We start from the raw sequence: 17,493 nt of genomic DNA on the forward strand, positions 1-17,493 counted from the left end.
AAGCGCCCACCGTTCTTGTTAGGACTATCCCGCCATGCGTATGCTCGCCTTCGCTGTTTGTCTGCTGGTCGCCGTTCCGTTACTGGCTGATTCGCCCAAAATCGTCACGATCGCAGGGACCGGCAAGCCGAAACCGAATGGCGTCGGCGCCGCGCTCGAAACCAACGTCGGTCAGCCGTTCGGCGTCGAGGTCGGTCCTGATGGCGCTCTCTACATCGCCGAGGTCGAAAACCATCGCGTGCTGCGGCTCGACCCGAAGTCGAAGCAGATCACCGTGGTCGCGGGAACCGGCGAACCGGGCATCGCCGGCGACGGTGGACTGGCGACCGAAGCGCAACTGATCGAACCGTACGAACTCCGCTTCGACGCTGACGACAATCTCTACATCGTCGACATGAAGGGAAACAACGTCCGTCGCGTCTCGAGCAAAACGAAGAAGATCGAAACGCTCGCCGGGACCGGCAAGGCTGGCTTCTCGGGCGACGGCGGTCCGGCGACCAAGGCGCAGCTGAGTCAACCGCATAGCATCGTGGTCGATCCGGCCGGCGAAAACCTTTACATCGCCGATATCGCCAACCATCGCATTCGCCACGTCAATTTGAAGACCGGCATCATCGACACGCTGGCCGGCAACGGTCAGAAGTCGCTGCCGAGCGAAGGTCTACTCGACGCGACCAAGCCGCTGATCGGCCCGCGGGCGTTGTTCCTCGATGGCGACACCTTGTGGATCGCGCTGCGTGAAGGACATAGCGTCTGGCGTCTGGATCTGCCGACGAAGCAGCTGACTCACGTCGCCGGCGACGGCAAGGCTGGCTTCGCGGGAGATGGCGGTCCGGCGAAAACGGCTCGCTTCAACGGTCCGAAGGGAATCGCCCTCGGCCCGAACCATGATCTGTTCGTCGTCGACACCGAGAACCAAACGATTCGCCGCATCGATCTCGACAATGCCACCGTCTCGACGGTCGCCGGCCAAGGCCCGAAAGCTCGCGGCGGCGCCGGAGATGGCGGCTCGGCCACCGAAGCCGAAATGGATCGCCCCCACGGCGTCTGCGTCGGCGCTGACGGCACGGTCTACATTGGCGACACGAACAACCACCGCGTGCGGATTGTGGAGCCGAAGAAGTAAGAGCGGGTTCTTCAGACGCCGGATGACATCGACACTAACCCGAGGCGCGAGCCGAGGGAATGCGTTAGGCCAATGACGAATGTCGAAACCAGAATGACGAATGGGAGAGTTTGTTCGTCATTCGAGCTTCGACATTCGTCATTTCATGCAGACCGCGTTCCCTCGGCTCGCGCCTCGGGTTAGTGTGGGGAGAGTGCTCTCTTAGAACTCCGGCACCATTCGGTCGAGCGCTTGCAGGGCCACCGGCCAGGGCGGTTTGCTTTGCTGGTAGGTGTTCCACCAGGTGAGCGCCGTCCCGGCAAGATCGAGGCCTACCCCTTGCGGGAATCGCCACGTTTCGCAGGCCAGCTTCACGTTCGCCTCATTGAACTGCGTCAGCTCGACATATTCGGCCGACGCGAGAATCGGCGGCAGCACGGCCAGGCCGGCGATCGTCGGCAGCCGATCCTGCGAGATCAGATCGCTATAGATCGGCAGGTCTAGATTCAACTGCGCCAGCCCCCAGGCCAAGCGGACCACTTCGGGCAATTTTGGCTCCCCGTCGTAGAGCATCGCCTCCAAGCGGACGCTGTTGTACGGCAGATGGGCCCGCAGTCCTCCCCCCCGACATGGCAGAACGAGGATCACGGTGGCGGTCTCGGTCAGGAGATCTTCGCTCGTCAGGAACCCAAAATACCGCAAAAGTCCCGGACCGCGGGCTTCCCAATGTTCGCGGATCGGGCCGCCGCGCTGGGTCAGTTCGTCGGTCAGATTCGGTTTGGCGGTACGCATCGCCAGCTTCAGATCGCGGATTCGGCCGGAGACGCGGGAGCTGTCTTCGGGGCCTCCGCCGCCCCCAATTTTCCGAATAACGACCTCGACCAGCTCCTTTTCGTTCTCAATTCCGGCCGCCAAAGGGACCACGTGACGCCAAAAACGGCGAACATCCATTCCCGAGGTTTCCAGGTCGGCGGTGAGCAGTGCGAGCGGCTCAGCGGCCGCTTGGGCGAGGGCTGGGTCGTTGATCGTCTCGCCCCGGCGGAGAAGTTCGGCCACATGCAGAAAACTGGCGGAACTGCTGGCCAGCCAGGTTAACTCCGGTTTCATCGGGGATGCTTCCTTTCGCAACTGGCGCCAAATGCCGTAGAATACACGGCATTGGCTTTTTCCCACCCGTAACGCCTGGAGGCAGGCGTTCCGCCTTTGACATTTCCAATCTAAGGTTAGCGATGCTCACAGAGGCAGGCAATCGATGGACCGTGTCCGACTCACGCGAACTGTACGAAGTTGCGCGCTGGGGCAAGGGATTCTTCTCCATCACCGAAAACGGCAAGTTGGCCGTCCACCCCAACCGCGATCCCGAGGTCTCGGTCGAGTTGGAATCGATCGTGAGTCGCCTGGAACAGCGCGGGCTCGATCTGCCGATCCTGGTTCGCTTTAGCGGGATCCTGGAAAACCGCCTGAAAGAGATCCGCGACGTCTTTGACGTGGCGATCCGCGAGTACGGCTATCAAAACAAGTACGCCTGCGTTTACCCGATCAAGGTGAACCAGCAGCGTCAGGTGGTGGAAGAAGTTCTGCAGTTCGGCCGCAAGCATGGGTTTGGCCTGGAAGCCGGCAGCAAGCCGGAACTGCTGGCCGTGATCGCGCTGACCGACAACGACACCCCGATCATCTGCAACGGCTTCAAAGACGCCGAGTACATCGAAATCGCGATGTACGCGACGAAGATCGGCCGCAACATCATCCCGGTGGTCGAGAAGTACAGCGAACTGATGCTGATTCTCGAATACGCCGAAAAGATCGGCGTTCGCCCGCAGATCGGGATGCGGGTAAAGCTCGCTTCCCGCGGCGCCGGCAAGTGGTCCGCCTCAGGCGGTTACCGCAGCAAGTTCGGCCTGACCGTGACCGAAGTGCTGAAAGGCCTGGAAGAGCTGAAATCGCGCGGCATGGAAGATTGCTTCAAGCTGCTCCACTACCATCAGGGGAGCCAGGTCAGCAACATTCGCCACGTGAAGTCGGCGCTGGTCGAATCGGCCCGCATTTACGTCGACCTGGTCCGTCGCGGCGCCGGTTTGTGCTACTTGGACGTCGGCGGCGGTTTGGGGGTCGACTACGACGGTTCGCAGACCGACTTCGAGTCGAGCATGAACTACTCGATCGAAGAATACGCTCGCGACGTCGTTTCGCACGTCCAGGGGATTTGCGATGCGGCCGGGGTGGCCCATCCGCATTTGCTGTCGGAAAGCGGTCGTGCGATCGTCGCGTTCCACAGCATGCTGATTTTTGAGGTCCTCGGCGTCGCTGAGCAAGTGAGCGGCGATCAGATTGATCCGCTGCCGGATGACGCTCCGGCGCCCCTCCGCGATCTGTACGAAGCGCATCAAAACGTTTCGCAGCGGACGGTGCTGGAAAGCTTCCACGACGCCCAAATGGCGCTCGACACGTCGTTGAACATGTTCAGCAACGGCAATATGACGCTCGAACAGCGGAGCATCGCCGAAACGATCTACTGGAGCTTGTGCGCCAAGATCCGTACGTTGACCAAGAGCTTGTCGAACGTGCCGGAAGATCTGGACGGCTTGGATCGGCTGCTCAGCGACACCTACTTCGGCAACTTCTCCCTTTTCCAGTCGATGCCTGACAGCTGGGCGATCGGCCAATTGTTCCCGGTGATGCCGATTCATCGCTTGGACGAAGAGCCGCAGCGTTTGGGAGTGATCGGCGATATTACCTGCGACTCGGACGGCAAGATCGACTCGTTCATCGATTTGCGGAACGTTAAGCGGGCGTTGCCGCTGCACAAGCTGAACGGCGGGCAGTACATCCTGGGAGCGTTCCTGGTTGGCGCCTATCAGGAAATCCTCGGCGACTTGCATAACCTGTTTGGCGACACGAACACCGTGCACGTCGAACTGGGCGAAAATGGGCAGCCTCATTTCTCGCACATCATCAAAGGGGATACCGTCACCGAAGTGCTGAAGTACGTCCAGTTCACCGAACGCGAGCTGGTCGACAAGATGCAGTCTTCGGTGGAAGAGATGACCCGCAAGGGAGACCTGGAGCACAAGGAAGCGGGCGCGATCATGCAGTACTACGAGCAAGGTCTCCGCGGCTATACCTATCTGGAAAAGTCGCCTTAGTCCGACGGTCGAACGCCGCCGACTAGCGGCGTTTGACGCTCTGAGTGGAGCCGGGAATTGTCGACGCATCTTGTTCGCGCCAGCGGCGAATTTCGCCCGATGTTGCGACTTGCGGTGCCGGTGTTGGCGGAGCAGTCGCTTGAGTTTCTAGTTGGGATGGTCGACACCTACCTGGCCGGGCATGCGCTGCCGGACGACTTGAAGACGCCCGGTCTGGCGGCGGTCGGGCTGATGGCCTACGCGATGTGGATGACCTTCACGATTTTCGCGTCGGTCGGCGTCGGTGCGACGGCGGTGATCGCACGGCTGATCGGCGCCGGAGAAACGGAAGACGCAGCGCTGGCCGCCAATCAAGCGCTGGTCGCGGGCGCATTTGCGGCGGTGATCGGCACGGCGGCTCTCTACTTCGGCGCGAGCGGCTTCGTCTCGATTATGCAATTGGAAGCGGACGCGGCTCGCTTGGCGGTCCAGTACCTGCAGATTATCGCCCCTTCCCTCCCCTTTCTAATGATCATCGCGATCGGCACCGCGTGTCTGCATGGTGCCGGAGATACGGTGAGCGGGCTCGGCGTGATGACGATCGTCAACCTGATCAACGTCGCGGTCAGCACGACGCTGGCGTTTGGTTGGGGACCAGCGCCGCAGCTGGGCTGGGCCGGCATTGCGATCGGAACCGCCGCGGCCCATATCGTCGGCGGGTGTTTGATCCTGCTGCTGCTGATCGGCGGTCGTGCCGGAATGAAGATGCATCTGCGCTGGCTGCGTCCCGATTGGAAGATGATCTGGCGGCTGATCCGCGTTGGACTGCCGAGCGGCGCCAACGACGCCCTGACGCTCAGTTGCCATCTCTGGTACCTGGGAATCATCAACAGCATGGGAACGCTGACTGCCGCGGCGCATGGACTGGGGGTGCGGTGCGAAGGTCCGAGCTATCTCGGCGCCGGCGCGTTCGCGGTCGCCGCGTCGACCATGACGGGGCAGTTTCTCGGCGCCAAAGATCCCGCGCGAGCGTTTCGCGCCACGATGCATTCATTGGCGGCCGGCGCGGCGCTAGTAACCGCTTACGGCGTCTTCCTCTATTTCGGCGGCGATATACTAACGTGGCTCTATCTGGGGAAGGTTGAGCCTGGGAGTACGAATGCGGAGACCGCCGAGCTGACGGTGCGGCTGCTGAAGATCGTCGCCTTTTCGACGCCGTTCATGGCGGTGTTGGCGATTTTGGCTGGCGCTTTGCGTGGCGCGGGAGATACCCGGTTCCCGTTTATGATCACGATGATCGGGCAATTGGGGATCCGCATCCCCGGCGTTTACATCGTTGCGCTTGACGTCATCCCGCTACCGATCATCGGCGACGTTCCTGGCCTGGGTTACGGAATCGTCGGCGCGTGGTGGGTGATGGTCTTCGACGTCGTCGTCCGGGCGCTGCTGATGACCGTGCGTTATCTCCATGGCGGTTGGCGCGAGATTGAAGTGTAGAACAACGCGAAAAGCCATCGTAGCCCGAGGCGCGAGCCGAGGGAATTCGGTCATCCCAGAAATGATGAATGCCGAAGCTCGAATGACGAAATCACATTCGTTCGTCATTCTGGTTTCGACATTCGTTATTTAGCCAAACGCATTCCCTCGGCTCGCGCCTCGGGTTAGTGTTGCGTCTTTAGTGAGCGGTCGGAACCATCCGCAGGTCGTCCGCGGTGTCGAACTTCATGTCGGGCCCGGCGCTGCGGACGGCGTAGTCGATGCCGGAGTCTTCCGGTTCGTAGCGGACCGATTGTTGCCACGCGTCGGTGATCGGCAGGACCAGCTTGTTGCCGTCGACCCCTTCGGGGAGCTCCCCTTTTTCGCGACGATCGGTTTCAATCACGACGATCGCGTCGTCGAGTCGAGCCAGCGTTTGCTCGATCTGCGGCACTTCGTGGGCGTAGTGATGATACGTTTCGGTCGCCACCGCCGCCGTACCGACAATGGCCGCGATCAATGCGGTTCCCACCATGCCGACTACGAAGCCGGCGACCGCAAAGCCGCGGCGCGGATGAAACATCGCCAGGAGGCTGAGGATCAATCCGATCGGACTCAGCAGCCCGAGGGTGAAGACCAACCCAAACAGCGAAACGAAAAAGCCCCAGATCCCCAGCGCGTTGACCGGGGGACGCAACGGTTTGGCTGAATTGGAGTTACGACAGCACATGGACGATCCCTCTGGAAAAAATGGTTCTCATTCCTAGAGGGTGTTCGCTGGCTATTTGAATTTCTTGAACTCTCCGGCCTTATATTTTCGCCAATACTCAAAAAGATGTCGGCGAACTTTCGGCGAGAGGAGAATGACCCCCACAATGTTGGGAAACGCCATCGACAACAGCATCATGTCGGAGAAGTCGATCACCGCTCCCAGATTGGCGACGGCCCCGATAAAGACGAAGCCGACGTAAAGCACCTTGTAAACCATCGTGCTGCCGGCGCCAAACAAGCGTTCCCAGCAACGTTCGCCGTAGTAGCTCCACGAGATGATCGTCGAGTAGGCGAAGAGGAGAATCGAAATCGAGAGGATGTAGGAGAACCACCAGACTTCCTTCTCAAAGGCTTGGGAGGTCAGCGCGGCGCCTTTCAGTCCCTGGTCGACGACCCAGTCTTTGTTATCCCACGCGTTGGTAATCAGAATCACCATCGCGGTCATCGAGCAGACGACGATCGTATCGATGAACGGTCCGAGCAGTGCGACCAGACCTTCGCGAATCGGCTGATCGGTCTTGGCGGCGCTATGGGCGATCGCGGCGCTGCCGACGCCGGCCTCGTTGCTGAACGCGGCCCGTTGGATGCCGATGATCGCAACGCCGATGATCCCGCCCAGGGCCGCCTTCGGTGTGAACGCTTCGGTGAAGATGCTCTGGAACAAGTGCGGCACTTCCCCGATGTGCATCAGGATCACGTAGATGCACATCAAGACGTACGAGATGCACATGATCGGCACGATCTTGCTGGAGACCGCGGCGATGCGCTTGATGCCGCCGATGATCACTAGCGCGACCAGGATCGCAAAGACGACGCCGAAGCCCATCTTGAAGTTTTGGGCGAAGAGATTGAGTTCGGTTTGCAAGGCGGCCTTTTGTTCCTGCAGTTCCGCCAATTTCGTCCAATCTTCGGCCTTTTCGGCGGCGCTGATTTCAATCGCCAGGTCCGAAATTTTGTCCTGCTTGGCGCCTTGGATCAATTGCACCGCGGCGTCGGCCGACTGGTTCGACTGGAACATGTTGCCGCCGCCGAAACTGGCCATAATGCAGAGGACCGCGAAGACGACTGAGAAGACGATGCCGACCGGTTTCAGGCCGATTTCTTCGAAGCCTCGCAGCAAATACTGCATCGGACCGCCGAGGATCGTGCCGTCCGGCTTCACTTCGCGGTACATCTGGCCGAGCGTACATTCGGCGAACTTACTGGCCATCCCCAGGAAGCCGCAGAGCATCATCCAGAAGAAAGCGCCAGGGCCGCCGGTCGTCATCGCGATCGTCACGCCGGCGATGTTACCGAGACCGACCGTCGCGGAGAGCGCCGATGCGAGCGCCTGGAAGTGGGTCACTTCGCCCGGCTCATCAGGATCGTCGTAAGCGCCGCTGACGACTTCGATCGAATGGCGGAAGCCCCAGAAGTTGACGAAGCCGAAGTAGATGGTGAAGAACAACGCGCCCCCGGCCAGCCAAACGACCACCAGCGGAGCATTGCCGACTTTTTCGGTCAGAATATACGGGGGCTCCCCCGCTTCGCCGCCAAGTTTCAGCAGATGACGATCGGCCATCTCCTGAATCTGCTCCGGCGTTTTCCAGTCGGCCACGTCCTGACTCAGCAAGCCGCGGATGTCGCCTGCTTCTTTGTAGACGACCTTGCCGTCGGCGAGCGTTTGCTGCACGTACTTGGTCGTGGTATCGACTTTGATGGCGACCACTTCGACGCTCTTACCGCCAAGCTTGCCCAGGCTGAACGGCTGTTTCGAGTTGCCCGAGAGGAGCTTGCCGCGGGCTTTCCAGGTGTCGGCTTCGGCGAGCGTCAGCGAGTCCGGGAAGTTGACCGGTTTCTCGGCGACGTCCGGTTGGTAGATCGTAAACGGCAGTTCCGGCTCTTCGATCGGTCGCGTGTAGTGGACGACGTGATCGAACTGCACGTACTTCTGCGTGGTCCAGTAGACCGGCCGCATCAGCACGCTGGCCGCCATCTCGACCCCCGGTTCGAAGACCGAGTTGATCTGGCCGTTCACGCGCTCGGCGGTCGTCTGCTCTTCCGGAACGTCAGCGTAGGAGAGTTCCGGTGCCGAGTCGGGGATCTTCTCCGCGATCTTCTCTTCGGCGGCCGGCTTTTTTGGTTGGTCTTGAGCGAAGCTAGCGATCGTCGAGAAAGCGATTGCAGCGCAAGCGATTACGCACAGGGAGAGTGGCGCGCGAAACATGCCCGAAGAGTCCTTCGTGATTGGCGGCGAATTGGCCGTTAGTGATAGGGGGATTCAGCGCATGAGGGGTGTGGGCGTCGTGGTTCTACCATTTTAACTAATTGTCTGTCAACCGGTTACGTCGTTGGGTGGGGCTCCCCGCGAATTTTCAAACATATGGTTGTCAAAAATGCGATAATCAATAAGATAGCCTACAGAGGAATCAAGTTAATGACAGATCAAGAGTACACCCCGACGCACTCCGAGCAGGGAAAACACCCTGCCAGCGATCCGTATTGGACGCAGGAAGTCGTTCCGTCGGACATCGTCCTCTTGGATCTGCTTCGTCAGGCCCCCCATATGACGATCGCGGAGTTGGCCAGCGAGCTGGAAGTGACCGCGACCGCCGTGCGTCAACGCCTAAATCGTTTGATGGCACAGGGTTATATTGAGCGTTTTGCCGAAAAGTCCGGTCGCGGCCGGCCGATCCACCACTACCGTTTGACCGAAAAGGGAAAGCGTAAGGGGGGCGGCAATTTCGCCGATCTGGCAGTTGCTCTTTGGCAGGAAGTTCGGTCCATCAAGGATCCGGACGTTCGCCGCGGGCTGTTGCAGCGGATTTCGGAACGCCTGGTCGCCCAATATGCGGAAGAGCTGGAAGGGGTCGAGCTGGAAGAAAAGCTGCAAAAGATCGCCGCGATCTTCGGCGAGCGGCGCATCCCCATACAAGTAGAAACGCACGAGGGAGAACTCCCCGTGCTGAACGTCCTGGCCTGTCCCTACCCCGGTTTGGCCGAAATCGATCAGTCCGTCTGTGCGATGGAGAGGATCATGTTCGGTGAGCTCTTGGGCAACGACGTCCGGCTGGGTGAATGTCGTCTGAACGGCGACCCATGTTGCAAATTTGAGTTGTCGTAAGCGTGGCCCGGAACTGCAGTTAAGCCCTGACGATTATGGGCGGTACGGTGTAGGATGTTGGGCGTGTCCGCTAGCTGCGGATAAAGCCTGATCCTGCAGACGGAGCGTGGTGATGACAAAGCCTTGGATTGAAGGTCGCTTTGAAGAAAACGTCGTCTTTACGACGCTGGAGCAAGCGATCAACTGGGCGCAGCAATCGAGCATTTGGCCGATGACGTTCGGCCTGGCTTGTTGTGCGATTGAGATGATGGCGGCCGGCGCCAGTCGTTACGACATGGATCGGTTTGGCGCCGGGGCGTTTCGTGCGACCCCGCGACAAGCGGACCTGATGATCGTCGCCGGAACCGTGACTTACAAAATGGCGAGTCGCGTCCGTCGCCTTTACAACATGATGCCGGATCCGAAGTACGTCATCGCGATGGGCGCTTGCACCGTCGGCGGCGGACCTTACTTCAAGTACGGCTACCACGTCGTCAAAGGCGTGGACCTGGTCGTTCCGGTCGACGTGTACGTGCCGGGCTGTCCGCCGCGGCCCGAAGCGCTGCTCGAAGGGCTGATGCGGATCCAGGACAAGATCAAAGGAAAACGAATCAACAAGCGAAACGGCGTACGCGTCGAAGACGAGTTGCCGATTCCGCACCACAGCGGATGGGTCGACGCCCCGGGCGCCGAAACTCCCCTGACCGATCACCAGAAGATTACGAAAGCCTAACCGCAAAGGTTGGCGGAAAAGAAGTTTCGCTGCTTCGCCACCCCCGGTAGAAGCGTTATTGGGATTGATTGAGACGAGCATGACCGACGTTTTAAAGATTGAAAACCTGCATGTCGCCGTGGAAGGCAAGCCGATTCTCACCGGCGTCAACCTCACGATTCGTCGTGGAGAGACGCACGCTCTGATGGGACCGAACGGGTCCGGCAAGAGCACCCTCGGCTACGCGATCATGGGACACCCCAAGTACGAAGTGACCGAAGGCGCGATCTGGCTCAACGACGAGAACGTGCTCGAAATGGAAGCGGACGAACGGGCCCGCGCCGGGCTGTTCATGGCCTTCCAACGCCCGATGTCGATCCCCGGCGTCAAGCTGGCCGACTTCCTCCGTCATGCGACCACCAACGTTCGCAATCCCGAACGTAAAGAAGGCGAAGAGCTGATTCCGATGCGGGAATTCCGCCAGGAAATGAAGACCAAGATGCAGCAGTTGCACATGGATCTCGACTTCGCTCGCCGCTACGTCAACGACGGTTTTTCCGGCGGCGAAATGAAGCGGGCCGAGATTCTGCAGCTCGCGATGCTGCAGCCGAAGTTCGCCATCCTGGACGAAACCGACAGCGGTCTGGACGCCGACGCCGTCCGCCTGGCCAGCCAGAGCATCGCCGAAATCGGCGGCGCCGAAATGGGCCTGTTGATCATCACCCACCATGACAAGCTGCTGGAACACAATCCGCCGGACTTCGCCCACGTGATGCTGGGCGGACGCATCGTCGAAACCGGCGGCGTTGAGCTGGCGAAGGAACTCCACTCCCACGGTTACGATCGGATTCGCAATGCGTATCCGGACGCCGCCGCGATGGAACAAACGATGAATGAAGAAGAAACGCAAGTCGCCGGCTAACGAGGCCGTCTTCGTTTCCCCCTAGGCATTTGCGACTTCCAGAAAAGAAATAGAGCAAGCTAATGGCGACTGATATTACGTCTGACGCGATTGAATCTCCGGTCGGCGAGATCAACAAGTACGACTTCCGCACCGAAACCGCCGGCGTCTTCAAGGCCCGCAAAGGTATCGACGCCGAAGTGGTCAATCAGATCTCGGACATCAAGAACGAGCCTGATTGGATGCGAAAGTTCCGCTTGGATTCGCTGGAGATCTTCAATTCGAAGCCGATGCCCAAATGGGGCGGCGACATCAATATCAACTTCCAGGACATCTACTACTACCTGAAGCCGACCGATCACCAGGGTCGCACTTGGGATGACGTTCCGGAAGAAATCAAAGACACGTTCGAGCGTCTCGGCATTCCGGAAGCGGAACGGAAGTTCCTGGCCGGCGTCAAGGCGCAGTTCGAGAGCGAAGTGGTTTACGGTTCGCTGCAGGAAGACCTCGCCAAAAAGGGCGTGCTCTTCACCGACACCGACACCGCCGTTCGCGAACATCCTGAACTCCTTCGCGAATACTTCGGCAAGATCATCCCGCCGGACGACAACAAGTTCGCCGCTCTCAACTCGGCCGTCTGGTCGGGCGGTTCGTTCATCTACATTCCAAAAGGAGTGAAGATCGACTTCCCGCTGCAGGCCTACTTCCGCATCAACGCCGAAAGCATGGGCCAGTTTGAGCGGACGTTGATCATCGTCGACGAAGGCGCCCAGGTTCACTACGTCGAAGGGTGCACCGCCCCGATGTACTCGACCGAAAGCCTCCACTCGGCCGTGGTCGAAGTGATCTGCAAGAAGGGTTCGCGTTGTCGTTATTCGACGATCCAGAACTGGGCCAACAACATCTACAACCTGGTGACCAAGCGAGCTCTCGCTTATCAGGACGCGACCATGGAATGGGTCGACGGCAACCTGGGAAGTCACCTGACGATGAAGTACCCGGCCGTCTACATGATGGAGCCGGGGGCTCGCGGCGAGATCCTGTCGATCGCGTTCGCCGGCAAGGGCCAGCACCAAGACACCGGCGCCAAGCTGGTTCACTGCGCACCGAACACCACCGGACAGATCGTCTCGAAGTCGATCTCGAAGGATGGGGGCCGCGGCAGCTATCGCGGTCTGGTGAAGGTCGAAGAAGGCGCCAAGAACTCGAAGTGCAGCGTCGTCTGCGACGCGCTGATCCTCGATCCCGAAAGCCGCACCGACACCTATCCCTACATCGAGATCGCCGAACCGGACGTCTCGATCGGCCACGAAGCGAGCGTTTCCCGCATCGGCGAAGAGCAGCTCTTCTACCTGATGAGCCGCGGTCTGACCGAATCGGAAGCGAGCACCATGATCGTCAATGGTTTCATCGAACCGCTCGTCAAAGAGCTGCCGATGGAATACGCCGTCGAACTGAACCGCCTGATCGAATTGCAGATGGAAGGTTCGGTCGGCTAGTCCGCATCGATCTTTGCAAATAATCGCAGTTCGGCCGGGTCCGCTGCCCTGGGTCCGGCCGAAACTGTTTTCTAACTGAGACATTACCGCAATAGAGTTATGACGATGGGCGTCACTGCCGTGACTGATTCCGCCAAGTTTAGCGCCGCCGCGCTGGACGAATTGATCGCCAAACGACAAGAGCCGGAGTGGTTGGTCGATCTCCGCCGCGCCGCCTTTGAAACCTTCTGCGAAAAAGCGTTGCCGTCGCGGAAAGAAGAAGAATGGATGCGGACCGATATCCGCACGTTCCATCTCGACAACTTCGAGCCGCCGGCCGAACTGACCGAAGTTCCGGCCAATCTGCCGGAAGGTCTGCTGACCGAAGGGGTCGATCTTGGCGGTCGCATCGTTTCGTACAACAGCCGCACGATCGTCTCGGAATTGAGCGACGAGCTGAAAGCGCAAGGAGTCGTCTTCGGCAGCTTCGCCGAAGTCTTGGCCTCACATGGCGAAGTGATCCGCGAACATTTCGCAAACGCGGTTGATCCTCATTTCGACAAGTTCTCGGCCTTGCACGCCGCCTTCTTCACGACCGGGCAAGTCCTGTACGTGCCGCGCGGCGTGGTGGTGAAGAAGCCGCTGCACGCGTTGTCGCTGCTGGGCGCCGGCGGCGTCGATCTGGGACACACGCTGGTGATCCTGGAAGAAGGCGCCGAAGCGACCATGCTGAACGAGACGGCCAGCGTTGATCACAACGCCCCTGGCCTCCACTGCGGCGCCATCGAGCTGTTCGTCCATCCGCGGGCTCGCCTCCGCTACGTAAACCTGCAGAACTGGGGAAGCGGCGTCTGGCACTTCGCTCACCAAAAGGGCTGCGTCGATCGCGACGCCCACATCCAGTGGACGATTGGCGCCCTCGGCAGCAAGCTCTCGAAGGTCAATCAGCACGTCGGCCTGGTCGGCGAAGGCGCCGAGTGCGAAGTGAACGGCGTGATGTTCACCGAAGGTCGTCAGCACCTCTCGTATCACACGCTGCAGCATCACGAAGCTCCCCACTGCCGCAGCAACTTCCTGTACAAGGCGGCCCTGCAAGATCGCTCCCGCACCGTTTGGCGCGGGATGATCAAAGTCGACGAAGGCGCTCAGAAGACCGACGGTTATCAGCGCAACGATAACCTGCTGCTGACCGAACATTGCCGCGCCGACTCGATCCCTGGTTTGGAAATCGAAGCGGACGACGTTCGCTGCACGCACGGCGCCACGACTGGTCGCGTTGACGAAGAGCAGATCTTCTACGCCCAGTGCCGCGGCTTCACGCGGAACGAAGCGATTCGCGCCATCGTGATCGGCTTCTTCCAGCAGGTCTTCGATCGCATTCCGGTCGAAAGCGTGCGAGAAGCGCTCGGCAAAGCGATCGCGGTCCGCGTTCGCGAATACGAATAAAGAAAGGCGCGGAACCAAGATGGCCGATTTTGTCCGCGTCGCATCGGTTGATGCGATTCCTGACCCTGGCAAACAGATCTTCGAGGTTGAAGGTCAGGTCGTCGTCGTGTTTCATGTCGAAGGGCAATTCTCTTGCCTCGACGACGTCTGCACGCATGATGATGGTCCGCTGGGCGAAGGACGTTTAGAAGGTTGTACGATCGCCTGCCCGCGGCATGGCGCCAAGTTTGACATTCGGACCGGGGCCGCCCTGTCGATGCCGGCGACCCGTCCTACCGTTTGCCATGAAGTGAAAGTCGAAGACGGCGCCGTTTGGGTTCGGCTTCGCAGTTAACGAGGGAGAACGAAGCATGGCGATTAGCGAAGATTCCGTTCGCGAAGAAATCCGCAAAGTGATCGACCCCGAGTTGTTCGTCAACATCGTCGATCTCGGTCTGGTCTATGTGATCGACGTCCAGCCGGCCGACGAACCGGACCAGTCGAACGTCTTCATCGAAATGACGATGACCAGCCCCGCTTGCCCGGCCGGCCCGCAATTGATCGGTCAAACCAAGCAATTCGTCAGCCAGATGGAAGGGGTCAAAGAGGTCGAAGTGAAGATCGTCATGGAACCGCCGTGGACCCCGGATCGCATGACAGAAGATGCCCGCGATCAGTTGGGGATCTTTTAGTCATTGGCGACGCCGTTCGTTTCGTAAACGGTTCGCCGCGATTTCAAGATTAGAAACCCAGAAAGCCCAGCCGTGACTCGCGTCTTCGTGTACGAGTTCATCACCGCCGGCGGGCTCTATGCGATGCCAGGGGCTCCCGAGCCGAGCGGCTCGCTGCTGGAAGAGGGAACTCTGATGCGGTCGGCGGTGGTCGACGATTTCTTAAAGGCCGGCGTAAGCGTTTCTCTGTTCCGCGATCATCGACTCCCGGCGTTTGAGCACGTGGGCTGCGATGAGACGGTCATCGACTCCAGCGAAGCGGAGAAAGCGGCGTTCGCGACCGCCTGCAATGAAGCGAACGCGGTGTTGGTGATCGCGCCGGAGTTTGGCGCGCTGCTCTTGGAACGGGTCCTGTGGGCCGAAGCGGGACGAGCACGCCTGATCAGCCCCGGTTCCGACTTCACGGCGATCGCCGGCGACAAATGGAACACCTATCGCCGGTGGACTCGCGCCGGAGTTCCGACGCCGGATACCTGGCTGGAGGGTCGCTTTTCCTCCGCTTCGGTGGACAAATCTCGACGTTTTGTTCGAAAACCTCGGGATGGAGCCGGCTCTCAGGAAATTGATTTCTACGAATCTCCAGAAAAATTTGGCGGGTCTTCCGAGGCTATTATTCAAACCTTCTGTGAAGGTTTGCATGCGAGCTGCGCGCTACTTGGGGACGGAAAACGGATCATTTGCCTCCCTCCGGGGACCCAAAAAATTGATCCGGGCAACGGATTTCAATATCGTGGAGGATGTTGGCCGCTTGCAGGCGATCTAGCGGAGCGCGCTCAGACGCTCGCTCGACGCGCAGCGACGGCCCTACCGCCTTTTCGGGGTTATATCGGCGTTGATATGATTCTGGGCGCGAAAGATGGCGATGATTTCGCCATTGAGATTAATCCTCGTCTGACGACCTCGTACTTTGGACTGCGTCATCTCTGCCGCGGCAACTTGTCGGCCGCGATGTTGGCCTTCGCCTCGGGAGACGCGATTCGACTTGAGTTTTCCGGCGAGGAGTACGAATTAGACCTTTGACGACGTCTACGGTGAACGACGAATGCCGGTACTCGCTCTCGACATTGGCGGCGCTAATATCAAACTCGCCAACGCCTCTGGCTACGCCGATTCGATGGAGTTTCCTCTGTGGAAGCGCCGCGACGACTTGCCTGAGATCCTGAAAGAGATTCGGGAGCACGCTCCGGTCTTTCAGCGGGTCGCGCTGACGATGACCGGCGAGTTGGCCGACTGCTTTGGGACGAAGCAAGAAGGCGTGCGCTTCATCCTCTCGGCGGTGCAAAGCGTCTTTGACGACAGCGAGATTAAGGTCTATCTGACGACCGGCGAACTGGCGAGCGTCGCCGGCGCCGCCGAACGTCCGCTCGATGCGGCCGCTTCCAACTGGCATGCGCTAGGACGCTACGCTTGCCGCCACTTCCCGCTCAAAGGGGATGGCGCTGTGGTCGACGTTGGCTCGACGACGATCGACTTCGTGCCGATTCGCGACGGCAAACTGGTCAACGTCGGTCGTACCGACCCGGAGCGGCTCCTCTCCGGCGAGCTCGTCTATTCCGGCGTCGAACGGACTCCAATCTGCGCCATGGCCCAGACGGTCAAGCTGCGCGGCGCCGATTGCCCGCTGGCGGCCGAGTTGTTCGCCACGTCGCTCGATATCTTCCTGGTGATGGGACAGATCGACGAAGCGACCGAGAATCATGAGACGGCCGACGGTCGCCCCGCGACGCGTGAGTTCGCCAAGTCGCGTCTGGCTCGCATGGTTTGCGCTGACGCCGAAGAGCTGACCTGGACCGAAGTGAACGAGATGGCCCGCGAGCTCTTTCGCAAGCAGGTGAAGTTCGCCGCCGCACGCTGGGAACATGCGATGAGCGCGAAGTCCCTCGCTCCGGAACTGGTCGTCATCTCCGGGCACGGCGACTTCCTGGCCGAAGCGATCCTCGACGCGGCCGGCGTCACGTCGCAGCGGATTTACCTGTCGGACCTGATCAACGATCGGGCGGCTCGCTGCGGCCCGGCGTTCGCCTTGGCGGTCTTCGCCGAAGAGAACTGGTAACGCCGCTATGAACCTCCGCGTCGTCAAGCTCGGCGGCAGCCTCTTCGACTTGCCTGACTTGGGGCGACGGGTGGAAGCGTGGCTCGCTCAGCAGGCGCCGCAGCCGACCGCATTGCTCGCCGGAGGCGGGATGTTCGCCGATGCGGTTCGCCAGTTCGACGCGGTGCATCAGCTCCCTTCCCTCTTCTCGCATCATCTCGCGCTGCAGAGCATGCGGCAGTCCGCGCGAGCCCTCTCCTGCTTGCTGCCGGCGCACGACTATATCGGGCAATTGGATCAACTCCGCTTTTGCCTGGCGTCGGCGTCCGAGGGGAACTTGCCGCCGCGGTACGTCGGCGTCTGGGACGTGGTCGACTATTGGCTGCAAGAGATCGAACCGACGCTCCGAGCGAAGACGCTCGACTGGACGCTGACCAGCGATTCGATCGCGGCGAAACTGGCTGTCAGCTGGAATGCGAAATCGCTGGTGATGTTGAAGTCGTGCGATCCGCCGGGAGAGACGCCGCACGCGTGGAGCGCAGCCGGCGCCGTCGATCCGCAGTTCGCGGAGATCGCCGCAGGGCTCACCGTCTCCTGGGTAAATCTACGCGACGCAAAGTTTGACGACCGCGCATGAAAAAAGGCCGCGTGGTTAACG

Annotated in this window: 16 protein-coding genes; 13 read left to right on the plus strand and 3 right to left on the minus strand. The window is 60.1% G+C overall.

The features are described from left to right. The first annotated feature begins 34 nt into the window (after nucleotides 1-34). Nucleotides 35-1,126 carry a hypothetical protein gene (locus LOC68_RS27805; protein ID WP_230225072.1) on the plus strand — a complete coding sequence of 364 codons (1,092 nt, stop codon included), beginning with the start codon at nucleotides 35-37 and terminating at the stop codon, nucleotides 1,124-1,126. 201 nt (nucleotides 1,127-1,327) lie between these two features. Here the strand turns inward: LOC68_RS27805 and LOC68_RS27810 are convergent, their stop codons facing one another. After that, nucleotides 1,328-2,212: a hypothetical protein gene (locus LOC68_RS27810; protein WP_230225073.1), complete on the minus strand. Its 885-nt coding sequence runs from the start codon at nucleotides 2,210-2,212 to the stop codon at nucleotides 1,328-1,330. Nucleotides 2,213-2,334: 122 nt separating this feature from the next. On the opposite strand from LOC68_RS27810, the gene speA reads away from it, so the two are divergent. Together speA and LOC68_RS27820 are read left to right on the plus strand one after the other, a co-directional pair. Beyond that, nucleotides 2,335-4,248 carry a biosynthetic arginine decarboxylase gene (gene speA / locus LOC68_RS27815; RefSeq protein ID WP_255670690.1) on the plus strand — a complete coding sequence of 638 codons (1,914 nt, stop codon included), beginning with the start codon at nucleotides 2,335-2,337 and terminating at the stop codon, nucleotides 4,246-4,248. A gap of 57 nt (nucleotides 4,249-4,305) precedes the next feature. After that, complete coding sequence (locus LOC68_RS27820) at nucleotides 4,306-5,724, plus strand: MATE family efflux transporter (RefSeq protein WP_230225075.1); 1,419 nt, start codon at nucleotides 4,306-4,308, stop codon at nucleotides 5,722-5,724. Between the two features lie 178 nt (nucleotides 5,725-5,902). Here LOC68_RS27820 and LOC68_RS27825 read toward each other — a convergent pair whose 3' ends face one another. Then, nucleotides 5,903-6,433, minus strand: a complete 531-nt coding sequence (locus LOC68_RS27825) for a DUF4190 domain-containing protein (protein ID WP_230225076.1) — start codon at nucleotides 6,431-6,433, stop codon at nucleotides 5,903-5,905. Nucleotides 6,434-6,484: 51 nt separating this feature from the next. After that, nucleotides 6,485-8,680 carry an alanine/glycine:cation symporter family protein gene (locus LOC68_RS27830; protein ID WP_230225077.1) on the minus strand — a complete coding sequence of 732 codons (2,196 nt, stop codon included), beginning with the start codon at nucleotides 8,678-8,680 and terminating at the stop codon, nucleotides 6,485-6,487. Between the two features lie 210 nt (nucleotides 8,681-8,890). Here LOC68_RS27830 and LOC68_RS27835 point away from each other — a divergent pair, with 210 nt between their 5' ends. From LOC68_RS27835 to LOC68_RS27880, 10 genes are all read left to right on the plus strand, one after another. Continuing rightward, nucleotides 8,891-9,577 (plus strand): helix-turn-helix transcriptional regulator, encoded by a 687-nt coding sequence (locus LOC68_RS27835; RefSeq protein WP_230225078.1) that lies wholly within the window; start codon nucleotides 8,891-8,893, stop codon nucleotides 9,575-9,577. A gap of 112 nt (nucleotides 9,578-9,689) precedes the next feature. Continuing rightward, a complete protein-coding gene (locus LOC68_RS27840) occupies nucleotides 9,690-10,289 on the plus strand; it encodes a NuoB/complex I 20 kDa subunit family protein (protein WP_230225079.1) in 600 nt (199 codons plus the stop codon). 79 nt (nucleotides 10,290-10,368) lie between these two features. Next, on the plus strand, nucleotides 10,369-11,190 hold the full coding sequence (sufC, locus tag LOC68_RS27845) for a Fe-S cluster assembly ATPase SufC (protein WP_230225080.1): 822 nt from the start codon (nucleotides 10,369-10,371) through the stop codon (nucleotides 11,188-11,190). Between the two features lie 62 nt (nucleotides 11,191-11,252). Then, nucleotides 11,253-12,668, plus strand: a complete 1,416-nt coding sequence (gene sufB, locus LOC68_RS27850) for a Fe-S cluster assembly protein SufB (protein ID WP_230225081.1) — start codon at nucleotides 11,253-11,255, stop codon at nucleotides 12,666-12,668. A 105-nt stretch (nucleotides 12,669-12,773) separates the two neighbouring features. After that, nucleotides 12,774-14,093: a Fe-S cluster assembly protein SufD gene (sufD, locus tag LOC68_RS27855; protein WP_230225082.1), complete on the plus strand. Its 1,320-nt coding sequence runs from the start codon at nucleotides 12,774-12,776 to the stop codon at nucleotides 14,091-14,093. Between the two features lie 19 nt (nucleotides 14,094-14,112). Beyond that, nucleotides 14,113-14,427, plus strand: a complete 315-nt coding sequence (locus LOC68_RS27860) for a non-heme iron oxygenase ferredoxin subunit (protein ID WP_230225083.1) — start codon at nucleotides 14,113-14,115, stop codon at nucleotides 14,425-14,427. Nucleotides 14,428-14,443: 16 nt separating this feature from the next. Beyond that, complete coding sequence (locus LOC68_RS27865) at nucleotides 14,444-14,764, plus strand: metal-sulfur cluster assembly factor (protein WP_230225084.1); 321 nt, start codon at nucleotides 14,444-14,446, stop codon at nucleotides 14,762-14,764. 72 nt (nucleotides 14,765-14,836) lie between these two features. Then, a complete protein-coding gene (locus tag LOC68_RS27870) occupies nucleotides 14,837-15,823 on the plus strand; it encodes an ATP-grasp domain-containing protein (RefSeq protein ID WP_230225085.1) in 987 nt (328 codons plus the stop codon). Nucleotides 15,824-15,845: 22 nt separating this feature from the next. Then, a complete protein-coding gene (locus LOC68_RS27875) occupies nucleotides 15,846-16,856 on the plus strand; it encodes a hydantoinase/oxoprolinase family protein (protein WP_230225086.1) in 1,011 nt (336 codons plus the stop codon). Nucleotides 16,857-16,863: 7 nt separating this feature from the next. Then, nucleotides 16,864-17,472 (plus strand): hypothetical protein, encoded by a 609-nt coding sequence (locus tag LOC68_RS27880; protein WP_230225087.1) that lies wholly within the window; start codon nucleotides 16,864-16,866, stop codon nucleotides 17,470-17,472. Nucleotides 17,473-17,493: the final 21 nt, after the last annotated feature.

This window comes from Blastopirellula sediminis, assembly GCF_020966755.1.
In the GTDB taxonomy this organism is placed as follows: Bacteria; Planctomycetota; Planctomycetia; order Pirellulales; family Pirellulaceae; genus Blastopirellula; species Blastopirellula sediminis.

Bases quoted from the DNA above. Each gene is read 5' to 3' on its own strand.
- LOC68_RS27805 (WP_230225072.1), top strand. From the start codon at position 35: ATGCGTATGCTCGCCTTCGCTGTTTGTCTGCTGGTCGCCGTTCCGTTA.
- LOC68_RS27810 (WP_230225073.1), bottom strand. From the start codon at position 2,212: ATGAAACCGGAGTTAACCTGGCTGGCCAGCAGTTCCGCCAGTTTTCTG.
- speA (WP_255670690.1), top strand. From the start codon at position 2,335: ATGCTCACAGAGGCAGGCAATCGATGGACCGTGTCCGACTCACGCGAA.
- LOC68_RS27825 (WP_230225076.1), bottom strand. From the start codon at position 6,433: ATGTGCTGTCGTAACTCCAATTCAGCCAAACCGTTGCGTCCCCCGGTC.
- LOC68_RS27830 (WP_230225077.1), bottom strand. From the start codon at position 8,680: ATGTTTCGCGCGCCACTCTCCCTGTGCGTAATCGCTTGCGCTGCAATC.
- LOC68_RS27835 (WP_230225078.1), top strand. From the start codon at position 8,891: ATGACAGATCAAGAGTACACCCCGACGCACTCCGAGCAGGGAAAACAC.
- LOC68_RS27840 (WP_230225079.1), top strand. From the start codon at position 9,690: ATGACAAAGCCTTGGATTGAAGGTCGCTTTGAAGAAAACGTCGTCTTT.
- sufC (WP_230225080.1), top strand. From the start codon at position 10,369: ATGACCGACGTTTTAAAGATTGAAAACCTGCATGTCGCCGTGGAAGGC.
- sufB (WP_230225081.1), top strand. From the start codon at position 11,253: ATGGCGACTGATATTACGTCTGACGCGATTGAATCTCCGGTCGGCGAG.
- sufD (WP_230225082.1), top strand. From the start codon at position 12,774: ATGGGCGTCACTGCCGTGACTGATTCCGCCAAGTTTAGCGCCGCCGCG.
- LOC68_RS27860 (WP_230225083.1), top strand. From the start codon at position 14,113: ATGGCCGATTTTGTCCGCGTCGCATCGGTTGATGCGATTCCTGACCCT.
- LOC68_RS27865 (WP_230225084.1), top strand. From the start codon at position 14,444: ATGGCGATTAGCGAAGATTCCGTTCGCGAAGAAATCCGCAAAGTGATC.
- LOC68_RS27875 (WP_230225086.1), top strand. From the start codon at position 15,846: ATGCCGGTACTCGCTCTCGACATTGGCGGCGCTAATATCAAACTCGCC.
- LOC68_RS27880 (WP_230225087.1), top strand. From the start codon at position 16,864: ATGAACCTCCGCGTCGTCAAGCTCGGCGGCAGCCTCTTCGACTTGCCT.